Source organism: Nostoc sp. NZL, from assembly GCF_015714705.1.
Classification (GTDB): Bacteria; Cyanobacteriota; Cyanobacteriia; order Cyanobacteriales; family Nostocaceae; genus Nostoc; species Nostoc foliaceum_A.
This window is the reverse complement of sequence record NZ_WBKL01000207.1, coordinates 67,969-86,569: the sequence shown is the minus strand read 5'-3', so window position 1 is coordinate 86,569 and position 18,601 is coordinate 67,969. Positions and strand designations below refer to the sequence as shown.

At 42.0% G+C, this 18,601-nt stretch carries 18 protein-coding genes; 13 read left to right on the top strand and 5 right to left on the bottom strand.

Translation table 11 applies throughout. From position 1 onward, the window contains the following. Window positions 1-15 precede the first annotated feature (15 nt). The 3 genes from F8R90_RS30750 to F8R90_RS30740 all read right to left on the bottom strand — a co-directional run bounded on the left by F8R90_RS30750 (window position 16) and on the right by F8R90_RS30740 (window position 2,332). Window positions 16-579, bottom strand: coding sequence for a type 1 glutamine amidotransferase domain-containing protein (locus F8R90_RS30750; protein ID WP_196513867.1), 564 nt, complete (start codon window positions 577-579; stop codon window positions 16-18). A 110-nt stretch (window positions 580-689) separates the two neighbouring features. Further along, window positions 690-1,811: an aldo/keto reductase gene (locus F8R90_RS30745; RefSeq protein ID WP_196513866.1), complete on the bottom strand. Its 1,122-nt coding sequence runs from the start codon at window positions 1,809-1,811 to the stop codon at window positions 690-692. 59 nt (window positions 1,812-1,870) lie between these two features. Continuing rightward, window positions 1,871-2,332, bottom strand: a complete 462-nt coding sequence (locus F8R90_RS30740) for a pyridoxamine 5'-phosphate oxidase family protein (protein ID WP_196513865.1) — start codon at window positions 2,330-2,332, stop codon at window positions 1,871-1,873. 539 nt (window positions 2,333-2,871) lie between these two features. Here F8R90_RS30740 and F8R90_RS30735 point away from each other — a divergent pair. From F8R90_RS30735 to F8R90_RS30680, 13 genes are all read left to right on the top strand, one after another. Beyond that, window positions 2,872-5,922: a cation-translocating P-type ATPase gene (locus tag F8R90_RS30735; RefSeq protein ID WP_196513864.1), complete on the top strand. Its 3,051-nt coding sequence runs from the start codon at window positions 2,872-2,874 to the stop codon at window positions 5,920-5,922. Window positions 5,923-5,925: 3 nt separating this feature from the next. Further along, window positions 5,926-7,113, top strand: coding sequence for a methionine adenosyltransferase (metK, locus tag F8R90_RS30730; protein ID WP_196513863.1), 1,188 nt, complete (start codon window positions 5,926-5,928; stop codon window positions 7,111-7,113). Window positions 7,114-7,345: 232 nt separating this feature from the next. Beyond that, the gene (locus F8R90_RS30725; protein WP_196513862.1) at window positions 7,346-7,537 is read left to right on the top strand and encodes a bromodomain-containing protein; all 192 of its coding nucleotides are present in this window, start codon (window positions 7,346-7,348) and stop codon (window positions 7,535-7,537) included. A gap of 184 nt (window positions 7,538-7,721) precedes the next feature. After that, a complete protein-coding gene (locus F8R90_RS30720; RefSeq protein WP_196513861.1) occupies window positions 7,722-8,273 on the top strand; it encodes an alpha/beta hydrolase in 552 nt (183 codons plus the stop codon). Between the two features lie 167 nt (window positions 8,274-8,440). After that, window positions 8,441-9,013 (top strand): HdeD family acid-resistance protein, encoded by a 573-nt coding sequence (locus F8R90_RS30715; protein WP_196513860.1) that lies wholly within the window; start codon window positions 8,441-8,443, stop codon window positions 9,011-9,013. Window positions 9,014-9,173: 160 nt separating this feature from the next. Continuing rightward, window positions 9,174-11,258, top strand: a complete 2,085-nt coding sequence (locus F8R90_RS30710) for a glycoside hydrolase family 10 protein (RefSeq protein ID WP_196513859.1) — start codon at window positions 9,174-9,176, stop codon at window positions 11,256-11,258. A gap of 386 nt (window positions 11,259-11,644) precedes the next feature. After that, complete coding sequence (locus tag F8R90_RS30705; RefSeq protein WP_196513858.1) at window positions 11,645-12,955, top strand: efflux RND transporter periplasmic adaptor subunit; 1,311 nt, start codon at window positions 11,645-11,647, stop codon at window positions 12,953-12,955. 137 nt (window positions 12,956-13,092) lie between these two features. Continuing rightward, on the top strand, window positions 13,093-13,257 hold the full coding sequence (locus F8R90_RS33965; protein ID WP_442946770.1) for an SDR family NAD(P)-dependent oxidoreductase: 165 nt from the start codon (window positions 13,093-13,095) through the stop codon (window positions 13,255-13,257). Next, window positions 13,238-13,543, top strand: a complete 306-nt coding sequence (locus tag F8R90_RS30700; protein ID WP_442946769.1) for an SDR family oxidoreductase — start codon at window positions 13,238-13,240, stop codon at window positions 13,541-13,543. Before F8R90_RS33965 ends, F8R90_RS30700 begins: the two co-directional genes overlap by 20 nt. Before the next feature lie 97 nt (window positions 13,544-13,640). Next, entirely contained in the window at window positions 13,641-14,735 is a 1,095-nt protein-coding gene (locus tag F8R90_RS30695) for an alkene reductase (RefSeq protein WP_196513857.1), read from the top strand. A gap of 308 nt (window positions 14,736-15,043) precedes the next feature. Beyond that, a complete protein-coding gene (locus F8R90_RS33760; RefSeq protein ID WP_190899155.1) occupies window positions 15,044-15,757 on the top strand; it encodes a rubrerythrin family protein in 714 nt (237 codons plus the stop codon). A gap of 96 nt (window positions 15,758-15,853) precedes the next feature. Next, a complete protein-coding gene (locus tag F8R90_RS30685; RefSeq protein ID WP_196513856.1) occupies window positions 15,854-17,056 on the top strand; it encodes an MFS transporter in 1,203 nt (400 codons plus the stop codon). Window positions 17,057-17,220: 164 nt separating this feature from the next. Next, on the top strand, window positions 17,221-17,400 hold the full coding sequence (locus tag F8R90_RS30680; RefSeq protein ID WP_196513903.1) for a hypothetical protein: 180 nt from the start codon (window positions 17,221-17,223) through the stop codon (window positions 17,398-17,400). 96 nt (window positions 17,401-17,496) lie between these two features. Here the strand turns inward: F8R90_RS30680 and F8R90_RS30675 are convergent, their stop codons facing one another. Both F8R90_RS30675 and F8R90_RS30670 read right to left on the bottom strand, forming a co-directional pair. Next, on the bottom strand, window positions 17,497-17,664 hold the full coding sequence (locus F8R90_RS30675) for a hypothetical protein (RefSeq protein WP_196513855.1): 168 nt from the start codon (window positions 17,662-17,664) through the stop codon (window positions 17,497-17,499). A 159-nt stretch (window positions 17,665-17,823) separates the two neighbouring features. Further along, a complete protein-coding gene (locus tag F8R90_RS30670; protein ID WP_196513854.1) occupies window positions 17,824-18,459 on the bottom strand; it encodes a transaldolase family protein in 636 nt (211 codons plus the stop codon). Window positions 18,460-18,601 lie beyond the last annotated feature (142 nt).

The following is an 18,601-nucleotide window of genomic DNA, read 5'->3' as shown; positions in this document are numbered from 1 at the left end:
ACTCTTGATCATCAGTCAAAGAGCGCCAGCAAAAGAAAGCTTGAACTTCGAAAACAAATTGAGCATTTCCCGATTAAAGGCTGGGATGTCATCGGGTTGTCGGCTTGTTACCCAATTTCTATCAACAACCACTTCTTTATCTACCCAGTTACCGCCTGCATTGCGAATATCATCTTGAATCGTGTAGTAACTCGTTAGCGTCCGTCCTCGCACTAAGCCAGCTGAAACCAATTCCCACGGAGCATGGCAAATAGCAGCAATCGGCTTGCCTTGTTCCTGCATCTTTTGCAGGAATGACTGGACTTTGGGCCCCATTCTCAAGGTATCAGCATTGAGAGCGCCACCTGGTAACAATACAGCATCAAACTCTTCGGATTGTGCCTCGGTAAGCACTCGGTCAACGTTGACTGTTATGCTTTTATCAAAATGACGAAACGCCTGTATTTGTCCTAGCTTGGCTGACAAAATCTCCACAGTTGCACCAGCTTCTTTTAAAGGACGTACAGGTTCAGTCAGTTCTGATTCCTCAAAGCCATCAGTAGCAATGACGGCCACTCGGAAATTTGATAGGTCAGGCATAATATACCTCTAAATTAAGTTCAAGATTTGTACTTAAATCAACTGTCGCACCTTTGGATATTGTGGATATTCGGTTTAGTAGTTTCCCCTGTGCCCTCATCTCTCCAACCTCATGTCTGCACTTGGCTTTGGGGTGGAAAACCATGCTGAATTCTGCCTTCATCAGCATCAAACTGCTTGGAGGTTTTGAACAGTTCAAAACGCCCGTCGGCAGCATATTGGGCGCAACGATCGCGCAATGCTTGCATTTCTTTTGCCTGCATCGGTTGAAAACCACGGGCGATCGCTAAATTTTGCCGCAGCACTGGGAGCGAATCAATACCGCTGACGAGTGTGGCGATCGGTAAACTCATGACATAGCGGATAGCTTCCTGGGGAGTAACTACACCTTTTTTTACTGCATCAGCATTGCCGCTGAGACTTTTCATGCCAATGGCGGCAATTCCTCGTTTATTGAGTTCTGGTAGTACTTGCCGCTCAAAGCTTCTAAAACTAGCATCAAAACAATTAACCGGCAATTGCACGGCATCAAATGGGTAATTGTAAGAGAGCATTTTTAGATGAATAGCGGGGTCTTTGTGACCCGTAAAGCCAACGAATTTAACTTTACCCTCCTTTTTCGCCTGATTCAGAGCTTCAATTGCCCCATTGGGACGAAAAATCATTTCTGGATCGTTATCATAAACAACTTCGTGGATTTGCCACAAATCGAGGTGGTCGGTTTTGAGACGACGTAGGGATTCTTCAAGTTGCTGCATTGCCACTTTGCGATCGCGTCCGTGGGTGCAAACCTTCGTCATCAAAAAAACCTTGTCTCGTCGCCCTTGCAACGCCTCTCCCATCCACTCTTCACTACGATGCTTGTTATACTCCCAAGCGTTATCCATGAAGGTGATGCCATTGTCAATAGCTTCGTGGGTGATGCGAATTGCCTCTTCTTTGCTTTTTGCTTGCCCTAAAGTTGCACCTCCCAAAGCGATTGCTGACACTTTCACCCCTGTTTTTCCCAGTGGACGCAGAGGAATTTCCCCAGTATTTTTGCTGTTGGTTGGAGTTGCTGATGATGTTGGAACTTGTGCCGCTTCTACTTCAGAATTGGGATTGAGGATGTGGTCAGCGAGGATTGCCCCTCCACCTGCACCGATAAAGCCTATTCCTTTTAAAAAATGTCGCCGCTTTATCTCTAAAGGTAGATGGTGCTGGGCGGCTTCATCATTGTTTTGTCCTGCCATTGATTTCTTGGAATTTAAAATACTTAGTTTTTGCCAATTTAGTTCAGAAATTACACGTTTTAAAGGCGTGATGGTGTCAATAAACTAATTGTTTTTGGCTTAAAACTCGATATACTATCCCAATAATTAACTTGGTTAATATTCACCTTAAGCAAAGCGATGTCGGGTTCGTCCAATCCTTTAGGAAACCAAGTTTGAAGTTCTGGCTTCCAGAGTTCTCGCATCTTATTGCGGTCTTTCACAAGTTGTGCTGTACCTGAGATAGAAACGTATCGCTGCTGTTCGGGTGACGAGAAACTAACATTGACTTGCTCATAGTGCTCAATTTCAGCCACCTTATGGGAACCAGCATAGGTAAAGAACCAGAGTGTGGCTTCAGAGTTAATTTCACCACTTTTTGACATGGGGTAACTATGCAAACTGCCATCATCATCGACTGTGGTAAACATACCATAATCAATATCTTTGATTAGTTCACGCAGTTTTTGAATCTGTTGATCGCGGTCTGTAGAAGTTGCCATTGTTTGTACTCTTTTCTCTATTTGCTTTTTCTGGAGTGTAATTTTTGATTACAACCAAGATTAAGACGATTAAAGTTATTTTTCACCTTTTTAGTTTAAATTGCGTGAGTCTACAGATGGAATTATTCTAAAATTAGCTTTTTTAGTTATATCTATAGAGATATTGGTTGAGAGTGCCTGTTCTGTGACTGCACAACTGGTAGGCATAGCAAAATGAATTTTACGTTTATTTCTTTAGACATAAATTCTAGAGTTTTGCACTAAATTCAAATTGCCTCTGTAACTTTAGGGTGATTAATCTAGCTATTGACTACGCTTATATAGTTGTACATATCTTGTAAGTCTACTTTCAGCTTGTGTTGTGAGCGCATCAGATAGACCTCGATTACAAAAGTAATTGTGAACTACAGCTAGCTAATAATTAGGTTAATATATCAAACTGTATTAGGATTTATTTAAAAAAATTAAGTTCTTTTTTGTAAGAGAGGAAATTAATGTAAGTATAATTTTACAGGGGAATTATAGGAGTAATAATTGCTGTGATTCAAGCAATACATACCAGTGTGGAGGGAAGAGCTAGATACAAAGTAAATGAACTCTACCGCTCGCCATCTCTAAAAAAATATTTGGAGCGATCGCTCTCAAAAGAAGCAGGAATAACCTATGTCTATGCTAACCCATTAACTAGCAATATTTTGGTTAATTTTAATAGAGATAAAAGCTACAAAAAAATTGCCTCTTTAATTGAAAAAATATTGTTACATTATCATAAACAGAGTGAAAAATCTCAAATAGAAAAATTAGGAAATACTAAAAAATCATTTGATAAGATAATTGAGAATACCGAGGAACAAAAAATACTTAATTGGCATTTAATGACAGCAAATAGTGTCATAGATGCATTCAAAACCTCAAAAGAATCAGGATTATGCGGTGAATCTGCCGCAAAAAACCTCAGTAAATATGGCCCGAATATTCTAGCCCAAGCCGCAACTCGTTCCAATCTGAGCATCTTAATTGACCAGTTCAAATCTCTCCCAGTGGCTTTACTGGGCATCGCTGCGGGAATTTCTCTTCTCACAGGTGGAGTAATTGATGCTGTGGTAATTATTGGTGTTGTTGGTTTGAATGCGGCTATTGGTTATGCTACAGAAAGCCAATCAGAAAAAATCATTCATTCTCTTAAAAGCCAGGAACAAACATCAACTTGGGTAATTAGAGATGGTAAACAAATAGAAATCCCTACAGAAAATGTTGTCTTAGGAGATATTTTATTTCTCAAACCTGGTAGTTATGTAGCAGCAGATGCCCGACTCATTGAAGCAGATAACCTGAGTATTGATGAGTCTGCCTTGACGGGAGAAAGTATTCCCGTTACCAAAATTACTGGATCTTTGATTGGAGAAGATATTCCGTTAGGCGATCGCTTGAATATGATCTTTAAGGGGACTTTGGTTACAGGTGGTCAAGGACTGGCTGCGGTTATATCCACAGGTCAGTTTACCGAAATGGGCAAGATCCAGCAAATGGTTGGTGAGGCAACAGCAATCCAGACTCCTCTAGCAAGACAACTAGATGAGGTGGGTAGTCAACTGGTTCTAATTAGCATGGGAATCTGCGGTCTAGTCTTTGCTATGGGAGTACTGCGGGGATATGGTTTAGTGCAAATGCTCAAATCTTCCATATCCTTAGCGGTGGCTGCGGTTCCAGAAGGGTTGCCAACCATCGCCACCACAACCTTAGCCTTAGGCATTCGAGATATGAGGAAGAATAACGTTCTTATCCGTAGTCTAAGTGCTGTGGAAGCCTTGGGTTCTGTACAGACGATTTGTATGGATAAAACCGGGACACTTACAGAAAACAAAATGTCCGTGGTAGAGATATATGCAGACATCAGACATATTAAAATATCTGACGGAGAATTCATCGCTGGACAAGAAAATTTCAACCCCTATACCTGCGAAGAATTGTTAAAGCTGATTCATGTATTAGTTCTCTGTAATGAAAGTGAAGTCAGTTTACAGGGCGATGGTGAATATATTGTCACAGGTTCGGCAACAGAAAACGCTTTAATCTACATGGCAATTAGCGCCGGAGTGAACGTCATTGAACTCAGAGAAAAGTATTCAATATTACAAAGTAACCTGCGATCGGAAAATCGTAACATCATGAGTACAATTCACCAGACTCATGATGACCATCAATTGGTCGCTGTTAAAGGCAATCCCGCCGAAGTTGTGCAGATATGCCAAAAGTGGATGAGGAACGGTCAATTAGTGACTTTAACAGAAGAAGATAGGCAGGCGATCGCAATAGAAAACGATCGTATGGCAGGGAAGGCGCTGCGGGTGCTGGGTGCGGCTTACAGCTATATCAATGAAACTACAAACGGGAATAATTATGAATCAGACCTGATTTGGCTGGGTCTTGTGGGCATGGCTGACCCCATTAGAAAGGATGCCAAAGAATTGATCAGTGACTTCCATGAGGCTGGAATTGATACAGTGATGATTACTGGCGATCAAAGCCCAACCGCCTATGCGATCGCTAAAGAATTAGAATTGAATCGAGATCCCCAATTAGAAATTCTCGATTCTACTAACCTGAATAATCTCACTCCAGAGGCATTGATAGCACTCAGCAACAAAGTAAATGTTTTTGCCCGTATCAGTCCTAGTAATAAACTGCAAATCGTCCAGGCTTTGCAAGCAGGCGGAAAAGTAGTTGCTATGACCGGTGATGGTATTAACGATGCACCAGCACTCAAGGCAGCACAAGTGGGTGTAGCAATGGGCAAAAGCGGAACCGATGTAGCGCGTGAGGTTGCAGATATCGTTTTGGAAGACGACAGGCTAGAAACCATGATGATTGCCGTCAGCCGGGGACGGACAATTTACAACAACATTAGAAAATCTGTGCATTTCTTACTAGCCACAAACCTCAGCGAAATCATGGTGATGACTACCGCCACCGCAGTTGGTATAGGCGAACCCTTGAATGCCATTCAACTCCTTTGGTTGAATTTAGTAACTGACATTTTTCCCGGTCTATCCTTGGCAATGGAAGCACCAGAACCGGAGGTTTTGAGTCAGCCACCCCGCAACCCTGACGAACCAATTATTAAAAATTCCGACTTTGGCAGAATTGCTTTTGAATCAGCGACACTATCCGTCAGTACCTTAGCAGCCTATGGTTACGCCATCCTCAGATATGGTATTAGCCCCCAAGCAAGCACTGTTGCTTTTATGAGTCTAACTAGCGGACAATTGCTACATACAATTAGCTGTCGTTCAGAAAAACATAGCATATTTAGTAAAGAAAAACTGCTTAAGAATCGATACTTAAATGCTGCAATTATAGGTTCTTTTGCCATACAAATTTTGGCTATAACTATTCCCTCATTGAGGAGTCTCTTAAAGATTAGTCCACTAAATATTGCAGATGGCACTGTTATTACAGGTAGTGCTTTGCTGCCATTGTTAGTGAATGAAATAACAAAAGATTATACATTTTTAGCAAAAGATAATCTTCCAGAAATCAAACCCCAGATTAATAGAGATAAATTATTGGTATCTGAATCAGCGAGGTAAATTATGAAAAAAGACTTCATGTTTACATCAGAATCAGTAACAGAGGGACATCCTGATAAACTTTGCGACCAGATCAGTGATGCGATCGTAGATCGTTTTTTACAGCAAGATCCTTATGCCAGAATAATTACCGAATGTGCCGTATCTACAGGCATAGTTTTCATAGCTGCAAGATTTCAACCTAACACTAATAATGTAGATTTTACCAACGTAGCTAGACAAATTATCGAGAAAGTTGGCTACGACAAAAAAGAATTCAATGCTAAGACTTGTAGCATTTTAACAAGTTTAAGAGAATTACCCCCCAGCAAATACCACTTATTTGATGAAAAAATTTTATCCGACGAAGAGATAGAAAAAATTACTGTTAATAATCAAGCAACAGTTTTTGGATTTGCCTGCAATCAAACATATAGTCTCATGCCGCTACCAATATGGTTAGCGCACAAACTTGCTAGACAAATTAGTGAAGTGAGAAGCCAACAAATACTTCCATATCTTACTCCTGACGGCAAAACTCAGGTAGGAGTTGAATATAAAAATCACCGTCCCTATAGAATCCATAGCATTACGGTGATTGCCAGTCAAAATAAACCATCAAAACCTGAGTTCCAGCAATTACAAGATGATATTAGAGAAACCGTAATTTATCCTGTATTTAAAGATGAAGATGTTAAACCAGATGCAAAAACCAGAATATTTATCAATCCAGATGGGCCATTTATTCGAGGAGGCCCGGCGGCTCATTCTGGGTTAACCGGCAGAAAAAATGCCATAGATACTTATGGCGAATATTCCAAACATAGTGGTTCAGCTTTGAGTGGCAAAGATCCAATTAGGATTGATAGAGTCGGAGCATACATTGCCCGTTATGCAGCAAAAAATATCGTAGCGGCAAAACTGGCTGATGAATGTGAAGTACAGCTAAGTTATTCTATAGGACTTTCTAGACCTGTTAGTGTCCAAGTCGAAACTTTTGGCACAGGCAAAATTGGTGACGAAGAAATTACGACTCTTTTAGAAAAGCATTTTGATTTTCGCCTCGCGGGGATAATCAAACAGTTTAACTTGAGACATTTGCCTTCATTAACTAAAGGTGGTTTCTACAGGAAACTTGCTGCTTATGGTCATGTAGGCAGAATGGATATAGAACTTCCTTGGGAAAAAGTAGATAAAGTTGATGTTTTTTGAAGTTGCTATCTATTGTATGGGTCTTGCTTGCTATTGAAGTCTCATTGATAACTTATTATTAGGGTGCTAATCTATCAAGTCCTGCTCAAGAGAGTATTCTTACCCAAAAAATATGTTAGATTTGTACCTTATGAATGAGTCGCTCCAACCTATAGCAGGAGTATTATTTTTCATTAAGCACCTACGATGAAGAACTAGGTAATCAAATCGCAGTATATCTGCCTTTCAAATTATGGATTGGAAGTACAGGTGGAAAAATGGCTATAAACCAAGCCGAGATGAAGCGGCAAAAAACCGTCATTTGTTAGATGAAAGTCAGTTCGATAACGAGCAAGACCGAAAGCTAGCTGAAGAATCAGCAAGGAAGCATTTGGGTATACCTGCACCAACCTTAGACGAAGATCAGTCAATACTACCTCATTAGCTTCTTCTAATGAAAAAGCTTGATAACGCCATTTCCAAAAATCTTTGCAACAAATAAATTGGCTGTAGGGGCGTACAGATGTAAGCCCCTAATCATGTATCTGTAGCAAAAATTTCGTGAAATAATACAACGTTTGGGCATTTTTTGCCTATGTACACTCCGCACCATTAGAAAGTTCAACAAAATGCAGATTACTCAATTTTTCAATCGATTAAACAATAACAAATTCACTAAGTTACTCACTCAAACAGTAGCTTTAGGTGTAGGTGCTATTGTTCTTCTATCAAGTACTAATGCTGATGCTGCCGAGCAAGTGGTTTTAAAGTATGGTACTTTTCAAGGGCAAATATCTGTTCAAGAATTAACTCAGTTTACAGAAACTGGCAAGACTACCCCGACCTTAAGAGCTTATTTACAGGCGGCGCAACAAGACCCCGCATTAGCTCGTAAGGCACTGAAAGCATCGATAAAAGCTGATCCTGCCTTTTTAAATAGCTTACTGTCTAGCTGGGCTGGGCCAGTTTTGGTTGACCAAATTGGTGAGGTAGTTCACCCTCCCGCAGGACAACTAGATCAGCAGGCGCTACGAAGCGCTTTAAGTGCATCTATTAAACAAAATGGTGAAGTTACACTACTTGGAGCCATTCAAAATTATCCAAATACTTCTGTTGAACTTGAAGGAGATCGTCTCATCCCTGTTTATGAACGCCTAAGCAATCTTGCAAAACTCTTATAAAGGTTATGTGATCAGATGCTTGGTTTCGTGTCTCAATTGTGGTGAATTTTAGTCACGATCGCAATGAAGTTAATACTTATGAGTCTATCTTAGGGTTCATACTCTGTAACTTAGAAATTCCCTAATCTAAAAGTAGAGTTTAGTCTAAAAATAGGGAAAAGATTTGTATGACAACGGATGTTTCTAGAGATATTAAGAAGGATGTTAATGGCTCACTGATCAGTGGTGTTCTCCTAAGTATTTTAGGGGTTATTGCGATCGCAGCGCCTAATCTCTCAACCATATTCGCTGAAACTTGGATTGCGGTGATTTTGATTTTCGCAGGATTTACAAAACTAGTTTATGCCACTCAAACCCGCCACCAAGGAGCTTTTATTTGGAAACTTCTATTGAGCGGACTCTATATAGCAACGGGTATAATGCTGTTTGTTTATCCTTTTACGGGTATTCTCACACTAACTCTGTTGCTTGGCAGCTTTTTACTGGCTGAAGGTACATTCGAGTTAATTCTGGCATTCCGGTTACGCCCTCAAGAGAACTGGACGTGGATACTAGGTGATGGGATTATTACGCTGGTCTTAGGCGCAATGATTTGGTTCCAGTGGCCCTTCAATGCGCCCTGGCTTCTGGGTACACTAGTTGGTGTCAGCATTATTTTCACTGGCATTTCACGGGTGATGATGTCGTTGAATGCGCGTTCTACCTCGAATCCTCCTGACCAAACAGCAAATGCTATTTAGTAGATTGGGCATGGGGAGTAGGGAATAGAAAAAACAATTACCAATGCCCCATCCCAAACTTCAATAGTCAAAGTTTACAAGAGATTGCAGCAGCGATCGCTCTGATATTGCTAAATTAACTAAGGAAATCAAAATCCAGGCCAGTTAGCTGCAATCAACAATGGTATCTATTGCTACTCCCTTCTCGGATATTCAAAACCATTGGGCACGCTTATTTATTACAGCCTTAGCCCAACGTGGTATTGTCAGTGGGTTGCCGAATGGCACGTATCGCCCCGATAACTCACTCACCCGCGCTGAATTTGCCGCCATCATCGCCAAGGCATTTCCGACAGTTTCCAAGAAGCGGCAGTATGTGCCCTTTGTTGATGTACCCACTAATTATTGGGCAGCAGCTGCCATTCAAACAGCTTACGAGAAAGCATTTATTAGCGGATTTCCTGATAAAAGTTTTCGTTCCGCTAACCGAATCACTCGGGTGGAAGTTTTAGTTTCTTTGGTAGCAGGTTTAGAAATTGCCACCAAGGTAAAACCTGACCTCCTCTCACAACTCCCACAAATTTATCAAGATTCTGTTCAGATTCCTGGGTATGGCAGAAATCAGGTAGCTATTGCCACCAGCGCTGGATTGGTGGTTAGTTCCCCAAATGTGAAATTACTCAATCCTAATCTCGCAGCCACCCGTGCAGATGTGGCAGTGATTATTTATCAAGCTTTGGTGTATTTAGGTGAGGCAGAAAAAATTGCTTCTAGTTACCTAGTGCAGCCGCCATTACCAACGCCGACACCAACACCGACACCAATACCAACGCCAATACCCATACCAACGCCAATACCCACACCCACACCTGTCGGTAGCGTTAAGGTAAATCATAGTCGGGAATTTCGGGGGGCATGGGTAGCATCTGTGTGGTATAGCAATTGGCCTTCCAAGGCGGGACTTTCTGTTGCCCAACAAAAAGCTGAACTTAGCGAAATTATTAGTAAATTACAAGCGCTAAACTTCAATGCCCTCATCTTCCAGGTGCGACCGGAGGGAGACGCTTTATATGAATCTCAATTAGAGCCTTGGAGTGCTTGGATTACCGGAACTCAGGGGAAAGCACCAGAACCATTTTATGATCCTTTAGCGTTTGCGATCGCAGAATGTCACAAGCGTAACATTGAACTTCATGCTTGGTTCAACCCCTACCGCGCCAGCACTTCTACAGACCCAGCCAAAACAGTCCGTCCCCACATAGCAGCTACTAATCCAGAAAGCGTTTATTTGTGGAAAACTCAACGCTGGATGGACCCAGGACTGAAAATAGTTCAGGATAGAGCTTACAACGTAATTCTTGATGTAGTGAAGCGCTACGATGTTGATGGCATTCACTTAGATGATTATTTTTATCCATATCCCATAGAGGGACAACCTTTCCCCGATGACAAAACCTACGCTGCATATAAAGCAGCTGGTGGTACACTCAGCCTTGGCGACTGGCGACGGGATAATGTTAACAGAATGGTACAGCGCCTCTGGCAGGGAATTAAAGCAACTAAACCTGACGTTAAATTTGGTATTAGTCCCTTTGGGATTTATCGTCCCGGACAACCCACTGGTATTACTGGGTTAGATGCTTACAACGTGCTGTATGCTGACGCGAAGAAATGGTTAGAAGAAGGCTGGATTGATTATATCGCGCCTCAACTTTACTGGCGCACAGACCAACCACAACAAAGTTATTCGGCGTTGCTACAGTGGTGGACACAGGTAAACACAAAGCAAAGACACGTTTACGCTGGTAACAATTTGACAGAACCAAGCAACAAGAGTCGGGAGAGTGATGAGATTGAAAAGCAGGTGAAAATTAGTCGTAGTCAGGCTGGACGGTTGTCACTGGGGAATATCTTCTTTAATGTCGGTGTTTTGACGGAAAATAGTCAGGGTATTGCTGATAAATTCCAAAGTCTGCTTTATAACAAACCTGCTCTACCTCCAACTTTGTCTTGGCAGGATACAACACCGCCCCCTCCACCCATTGGACTACAAGTCAATAATCGCAAACTGAGTTGGCAGCCTGGTGATAATCAGCCAGTTCGTTCTTGGACACTTTATCGGCTAAGTGGCGATACTTGGACAATTCAGCGAATTTTGTCTGCTGGCACAACCTTCGCTACTGTCCAACAAGCGGGAACCTATGCCGTATGTGCGGTGGATAGATTGGCGAATGAAAGTGTGGGAACAGTTATTACAGTTAGTTGACAAAAGTACGATCTATGAGTGCGATCGCGATCGCTGCGGCGGGCAATGTATTTGTAGCCGCAGCCGGTCGTAGACATCGCATTTAATACTGAACCAGTGAGGGCCAGTCAGCTTTTGCTGATTGCTGGCTTATGTGCAAGTCTATTTGCATAGTTCACGCATAGTCATATTCATCCTTTTTTTTGATGAAGGACTAAGATTTCCATAGGTTTTAATGAGCGGATTCACCTTTCGGTAGATTTAGACAGAATTATTAAAACAGTATATTTGGATGGGGTAACACATAATTTGCCACAAAACCTCATGCCAAATCAGTAATTTCTATATCAATAGATGAAATTTTGATTTAATTCTAGTTAATTTGTTCCTTAAGTTCCTCACAAGCCATGACATCCCCTGAGCCTCAAACTGATTTTGGAGACAAAGCTCCACAAACCTCATTTGAGCCACCTTCTGGAAAACGGCGGTGGCTTTGGTTGTTTTTAGCAGCACTACTATTGTTAGGGGGCGGAGCAACTCTAGTTTGGCGTTTGCTCACTCCGCAAAATTCAGCACCTTCAACTGCTAATACTCAACCTCAAGGGGTAAGAGTCAAAATATCGACAGTACAAAGCGGCATAATTGAGGAAAGTTCAGATTTTATTGCTAGCCTAAAGTCCCAGCGCTCAGTCACGCTCCAGCCGAGGATTCAGGGCCAAATTACTCAGATATTTGTGAAATCGGGAGATCCAGTCGCCGAAGGAGCAGCAATTCTCCAAGTAGATCCTACGCGACAAACAGGTGCTAGTGGAAGCAATGCTGTGCCTCCAGCATTTTTAATGCAACTGGCAAATGCCCGCGCTACACTCAAATCTCTGGAAGCAGAACGATCATCCTATGTTGCAAATGTGCAATTGTATCAGCAGAATTACGAAAAGTTTGTCACTTTAGCTGAACAAGGAGCCGTATCTCGACAAACTAGCAATCAGTTCGCTAATAGGCTCGCCAATGCTAAGACTAGTCTTGATGCAATTGATTCCAGGATTCAAGCACAACGAGCCAACATATTGCAGGCTGAAAAAACCTTACAGCAAGCTAATGTAAATATTCAAACACAACAGCCCCAGTCCGACAAAATTACTGCTCCCTTTAGTGGCACAGTTGGCAACATCGCTCTGAAAGTCGGTGATTTAGTTAATACATCCACACAATTAGTTAATATCACGCAAAATCGACCTTTAGAAGTGAATATCTCTGTGCCATTACAGCAAGGGCCGCAATTGCGTAAGGGAATGCCAGTGGAGGTTATGAACACACAAGGTCAAAAGCTAGGTAGAAGTAGGGTCTTTTTCATTGCGCCTAGCGCCAGTAATGAAACACAAGGGATACTGATCAAAGCACTTTTTGATAACCCTAATGGGCAGCTACGTGCAAATCAATTAGTAAGGGCTAGAGTGTTCTGGAATCAGCGCCCCGGAATTTTAATCCCCACAACAGCCATGACTCGTGTAGGTGGAGACACTTTTGTTTATGTAGTTGAAACAGAAACATCTCCCCAAGGTGGATCTCAACAAGTAGCTCGGCAAAAGCGAGTGAAGCTAGGCGAGATCAAAGACAATAATTACCAAGTTATTGACGGATTACAGCCAGAAGATAAAGTTATTATTTCAGGGTTACTCAATCTCAGGGATGGTGTTGCGATCGTTCCAGAAAGTTAATTAAGGGGAATGGGGAACAGGGACGCAGGGAAGAAATAACTAATAACTAATGACAGCGATCGCTAAATTTAACCTTGGTGCAGTACTTTAACAGCAGATAATCACTTTGGTGAACCAAAATAAAACCAGATTAATCTATGGCATCAATAGCCGGGAAAGTTGCAATTATTACTGGTGCATCGCGGGGAATTGGACGAGCCATCGCACTCAAGTTAGCTGGTAACGGCGCAACACATGTCAGAAGGGGGACGAATTATCAACTTTTCCTCCTCAACTACGGCAATGATGCTGCCAACTTATAGTGCCTATGTAGCAACCAAGGGTGCTGTTGAACAAATCACACGAGTACTAGCTAAAGAATTGGGTGCAAAAGCGATCGCAGTTAATGTTATTTCTCCTGGCCCCACGGATACAGAACTGTTTAGAGAAGGCAAAACACAAGAACAGATAGACCGTTTAGCCCAAATGGCTGCCTTTGGCAAACTAGGAGATGTGCAAGAAATCGCCGATGTAGTAGCATTCCTCGCTAGCGACGAAGCCAGATGGATCACTGGGCAAAACATCCGCGTAAACGGTGGAATCGCGTGAGGCGATCAAAGCTTTCCTCATAAAAGCGATATTCCCCGTTTCAAAACCTCAGCCGATAATGTGCAACGCCGTTAATCTACCAATAGAAATTTCAGCCATGAATTCCAATATCAATCTTTTCACCCCAGTTCAGCTTGGCCCTTACACCTTACCAAACCGGATCGTAATGGCACCGATGACGCGTTTACGGGCAATTGCAAGCATCCCAAACTCGCTCATGGCAACTTACTACGCCCAACGCGCTAGTGCTGGGCTGGTCGTTACCGAATGTACAATGGTTTCACCTTTAAGTTTAGGATACATCAACTGCCCAGGTATTTACTCAGAAGAACAAGTGACAGGATGGCAGTTGACAACTAATGCAGTACATGAACAAGGGGGCAGAATTTTTTTGCAACTTTGGCATTCTGGAAGAGTTTCTCACTCGGCTTTACTTGGTGGAGAATTGCCAGTTGCTCCTAGTGCGATCGCAGGAGTTGGCTCACTCCATACACCCATAGGTAAAGTATCATTGGAAACTCCCCGTGCTTTAGAAACCCAAGAAATTTCTGAGATTGTCGAGCAATTTGGCAAAGGCGCAGAAAATGCCCTGGCGGCTGGATTTGATGGGATTGAACTTCATGGTGCATTTGGCTATTTAATCGACCAATTCCTCCAAGATGGCTCGAACCAGCGCACAGATGAGTATGGCGGTTCCATAGAAAAGCGTAGCCGATTCCTCTTAGAAGTTGTGGAAGCAGTCGCTAGCGTTTGGGGTGCCAACCGTGTTGGTATCAAGCTTTCACCAAGTAACACTTTCTACGGAATGCATGACTCCAACCCTCAAGAAACTTTTAGTTATGTCATCAAAGCTCTTAATCCCTTTGGACTTGCCTATCTTCACCTGATGGAACCGAACGAAGTCGATTTAGCAACCCGCAAAGTCATGAACCCTGTTACACCTTACTTCCGCCAAATATTCCAGGGTACTTTGATTACCAATGGTGGCTACGATCGCCCAACAGGAGATAGTATTCTTGCCAGCAGCAACTCAGATTTAGTTTCTTTTGGCAAGTTATTTCTTGCTAATCCTGACTTACCAAAACGCTTAGAACTGAACGCACATTTGAACACCCCAGAGCCAAAGACATTTTATGCACCTGACGCAACAGGATACACCGATTACCCATTTTTAGAACTTCAGACCACTTGAAAGAATCACAATTACAGCAAAATTCAGAATTCAGGAGTAAAACACGCTTTATACCTGGGTAACAGACTTAGCTTGTGTACCTCACAAACTTTAAATCTGCTGTATCTCTAAATCAAAAGTAGAATTTGTCATCTGTAAAACTTTTCGGTTTTATAATTGTCCAAGAGCAGCTAACAAAACGGATTGCTAAATATGGGCTGAAAAAGTTTGTATAAATCATTTATAACTTATACAAATAACGGCTCGTGTATCCGGTTGTAAAGTCTGTATTCTCACGCTAAATATCACTTTGCAGGCATCCAAAAATTATGGATTTATCAAACTTTACTACACTTCAAAACTTAGAAGCTGCTTTCGGTGGTGAATCGATGGCAAATCGCAAGTATCTGTTTTTTGCTGACGTGGCGCGTCAACTTGGGTTTACAGACTTGGCGAAACTCTTTAAAGAAACAGCAGATCAAGAAACCGAACACGCTTTTGCACATTTTAAGTTGCTGCATCCAGAACTGGTGGTAGAAGATTCAGCTGCTTTAACTGATGAACAAAAGCGGGAAATTATATCTCGCTGCTTATCTTTGGCAATTGAAGGAGAGACTTACGAATATACCACAATGTATCCAGAGTTTGCCGCAGATGCTCAACGCGATCGCGACAATCCTGCGGCTGAAGAATTTCTGAAACAAGTTAAAGAATCTACCGATCATGCCAACACATTTCGGGAAGCTGCACACCGTTTTGGCTTGTTAAAATTCATCGAAAATTACCACGCCGATCGCTACGCTGAAGCCTTAGAAGTATTAAATGGAGGACAAACAGCAACCAGAGTTGCAGGTGAAGATCCTAAAACTCGGAAATGGATTTGTAGACAATGCAGCATGATTTACGATCCAGTCGCTGGCGATCCTGATTCGGGAATTGCACCGGGTACACCTTTTGAAGAAATTCCCGATGACTGGGAATGTCCAATTTGCGGTGCTAGCAAAAAAACCTTTAAACCATTTGAGGAAAAAGTTGCAGCTTAAGACGACAATCAAGTAGGCACTCTTTTTTAGCACATCAACGCGAAGCGTCTTCAGAGATGCTTCGCGTTTTTGATTATTTATACACAAGGTAGGATCATGAATTCACCAGAAGATAACAGTCAATTTGAACGACAGAGGCCAATTTATCTAGAGTTAAATTTCCAGATTATTTGTGCAGTTGCATTGATTGCTGTTATCGGAGTTTCTAGCGTGACTCCGGCTTTTCCCAAGTTAGCCAAAGACTTAAATATCAATCCTAAAAATTTGGGTTTATTGATTACAGCATTTACATTACCATCTTTGATTTTAGGGCCAATTATTGGTATTTTTGCCGATAGATGGGGTAGAAAGAGAATTATCGTTCCTTCACTGTTTTTATTTGGCATAGCTGGTACAGCTTGTGCCTTTGCCCGCGATTTTAATTTATTGCTATGGTTGCGTTTGCTGCAAGGAATTGGTGCTGCTTCTTTGCTTTCTCTGAGTATCACCTTAATCGGCGATTTATACACAGGTGACAGACGGATTACGGCAATGGGTTACAATGCAAGTATCAGCAGCGTTGGCACATCAAGTTATCCAATAATCGGTGGCGCATTAGCAACAATGGGCTGGTATTATCCCTTCATGCTGCCCATATTAGCGATTCCTCTAGGGTTAATGGTGTTGTTTGCACTCAAGAATCCAGAACCAAAAGGCGATCGCAATCTCAAAGAGTATTTAAGCAATGCAGTAAAAGTTCTCAAAAATCGTCAGCTATTTGGACTTTTTATTGCCAGTGCGGCTAACTTTGTTTTCCTGTATGGCGCTTACGTTACCTATTTACCACAGCTCATGAACGATACCTTCAAAGCGCCGCCCACCATTATTGGATTGCTACTTTCTAGTGTTTCCGTGGCAATTACTATCACATCTTCCCAGTTAGGCAGATTGGCTAGAAGGTTTCCTGCCACAAATTTGATTAGTGCATCTTATATTTTTTATGCTTTAGCTATGTTAATTATTCCCTTTGTGCAAAATATCTGGTTACTATTAATCCCCAGCACAATTTTTGGGATTGGGCTTGGTATGGGTTTTCCTAGTATCCAAACACTTTTAGCAGATTTAGCACCAAGAGAATATTTAGCGACGATTATATCGGTAAACGGGACATTCTTTGGGTTAGGGCAAACATTAGGGCCGTTGTTGATGGGCTATGCCTTTGGTTTTGGCGGAATTAGTAGCGTGTTTTATGCGGCGACTGGTTTTGCGATTCTGATATTTTTTGTGTTTAGGTATTGCACTTGTGTGAAAGGAGTTTAACCCTTTCCTCCTAAAATTCGCTCATTAGATTATGGCGGTTCTCATTTGCATAACAATACAAAAAACTTTATCCCATCCTATTGGATATTTCTGCGTGATTGGGCGAGGTTTTTAGATAAGGCAAGGTACAAGAAAGGGAAAGTTTGTTTTTGCTAGTCAAAACAATGGCATTGTCGGTCGAAACAATCGCATTGCTAGTCAAAACAATGGCATTGTCAGTCGATACAATGGCATTGTCAGCCGAAACAATCGCATTGTTAGTCGATACAATGGCATTGTTAGTCGATACAATGGCATTGTCGGTCGATACAATGGCATTGTCAGTCGATACAATCGCATATTGAACAAATACGTTCAGGAAGTGAGAGTATTTTCAATGCGACGGTCGGGGATGAGCCACATAACTGCAACCAGAACGTATAGAAGCGATCGCAAAATATTTAATTCTCACTCGTCAATTTCTGGCGCAATCCCCGAATAGCAGCGCTAGTATTACGCTCATAGGCAATTTTTAAACACTCTGTGACTACCTCTGACACATTTATGTTGGGAAAATAACGGCTACTGGTTTCAACAGTGTAGCGATCGCCTTGCAACCTGTAAATCACAAGCTGAATATTTAAATATCAACTGCTGCGGCTGAAAAATACAGCAGCGACAATAATTAAACCTAAAAGTACTAGAGGAACCCAGAGATTAGGGATATCTGACAAACTCATATTTAATTACGAATTACGAATTACGAATTACGAATTACGAATTACGAATTATCTTAAGCCGATGCCTCCTTTAGCGAATTCTTCAACAGTTTTCTGTGAGAATTCGTGAGTTGCGATCGCTTGCAACATTGCCAATGGTAAAGTCAAATGATCCGCCCCGGCTTGCAATGAGGCGGCTGCTTCTTCGGGAGATTTGATACTAGCTGCCAAAATTTGCGTATCACTGCCTTTGAGGACGCTAGCCATATCTCGCACTAAGGCAATACCATCACCTAACAACCGCGTAGCTCGATTTACATAAGCTATGGCAATTTTAGCTCCTGCTTCCCGTGCCACTGCTGCCTGTGCTGCACTGTAAATTGCTGTCACTGAACAGGTAATTTCTGGTGATAGACTCGCCACCACTTCAAAACCCAACGGTGTTGCGGGAATCTTTAAAATTGTTTGTGGACCAATAATCTCGAAAGCTTTTCTACCTTCAGCTAGCATCCCAGCTTTATCAGATGCCACAAGTTGATAGTATAACGGGCCAGAAGTCAAGGCAAGCAATTTTTTGAGCGTGGTTTCTGGTGGTGTATCGCTTTGAGCCAACAGCGTGGGATTTGTGGTAATGCCTTTCACCCATCCCCAAAGCTTAACAACTTCAGCTTCAGATGCGATTGCTGAATCTAGATAAATTGCCATAATTTGTCCCCATCAATTCTCAGATATTAATTTATAACAGCCGCACACAGATATTTTGACATTCCTTTCAGAGGATAATTTCTTTGATAGCGGTTATTGTTTGGATGTAATACCCAATAGAGGCACAGAACTGTGCGCCCCT

Bases quoted from the DNA above. Each gene is read 5' to 3' on its own strand.
- F8R90_RS30750 (WP_196513867.1), bottom strand. From the start codon at position 579: ATGCCTGACCTATCAAATTTCCGAGTGGCCGTCATTGCTACTGATGGC.
- F8R90_RS30745 (WP_196513866.1), bottom strand. From the start codon at position 1,811: ATGGCAGGACAAAACAATGATGAAGCCGCCCAGCACCATCTACCTTTA.
- F8R90_RS30740 (WP_196513865.1), bottom strand. From the start codon at position 2,332: ATGGCAACTTCTACAGACCGCGATCAACAGATTCAAAAACTGCGTGAA.
- metK (WP_196513863.1), top strand. From the start codon at position 5,926: ATGAAAAAAGACTTCATGTTTACATCAGAATCAGTAACAGAGGGACAT.
- F8R90_RS30725 (WP_196513862.1), top strand. From the start codon at position 7,346: ATGGATTGGAAGTACAGGTGGAAAAATGGCTATAAACCAAGCCGAGAT.
- F8R90_RS30720 (WP_196513861.1), top strand. From the start codon at position 7,722: ATGCAGATTACTCAATTTTTCAATCGATTAAACAATAACAAATTCACT.
- F8R90_RS30715 (WP_196513860.1), top strand. From the start codon at position 8,441: ATGACAACGGATGTTTCTAGAGATATTAAGAAGGATGTTAATGGCTCA.
- F8R90_RS30710 (WP_196513859.1), top strand. From the start codon at position 9,174: ATGGTATCTATTGCTACTCCCTTCTCGGATATTCAAAACCATTGGGCA.
- F8R90_RS30705 (WP_196513858.1), top strand. From the start codon at position 11,645: ATGACATCCCCTGAGCCTCAAACTGATTTTGGAGACAAAGCTCCACAA.
- F8R90_RS33965 (WP_442946770.1), top strand. From the start codon at position 13,093: ATGGCATCAATAGCCGGGAAAGTTGCAATTATTACTGGTGCATCGCGG.
- F8R90_RS30700 (WP_442946769.1), top strand. From the start codon at position 13,238: ATGATGCTGCCAACTTATAGTGCCTATGTAGCAACCAAGGGTGCTGTT.
- F8R90_RS30695 (WP_196513857.1), top strand. From the start codon at position 13,641: ATGAATTCCAATATCAATCTTTTCACCCCAGTTCAGCTTGGCCCTTAC.
- F8R90_RS33760 (WP_190899155.1), top strand. From the start codon at position 15,044: ATGGATTTATCAAACTTTACTACACTTCAAAACTTAGAAGCTGCTTTC.
- F8R90_RS30685 (WP_196513856.1), top strand. From the start codon at position 15,854: ATGAATTCACCAGAAGATAACAGTCAATTTGAACGACAGAGGCCAATT.
- F8R90_RS30680 (WP_196513903.1), top strand. From the start codon at position 17,221: ATGGCATTGTCGGTCGAAACAATCGCATTGCTAGTCAAAACAATGGCA.
- F8R90_RS30670 (WP_196513854.1), bottom strand. From the start codon at position 18,459: ATGGCAATTTATCTAGATTCAGCAATCGCATCTGAAGCTGAAGTTGTT.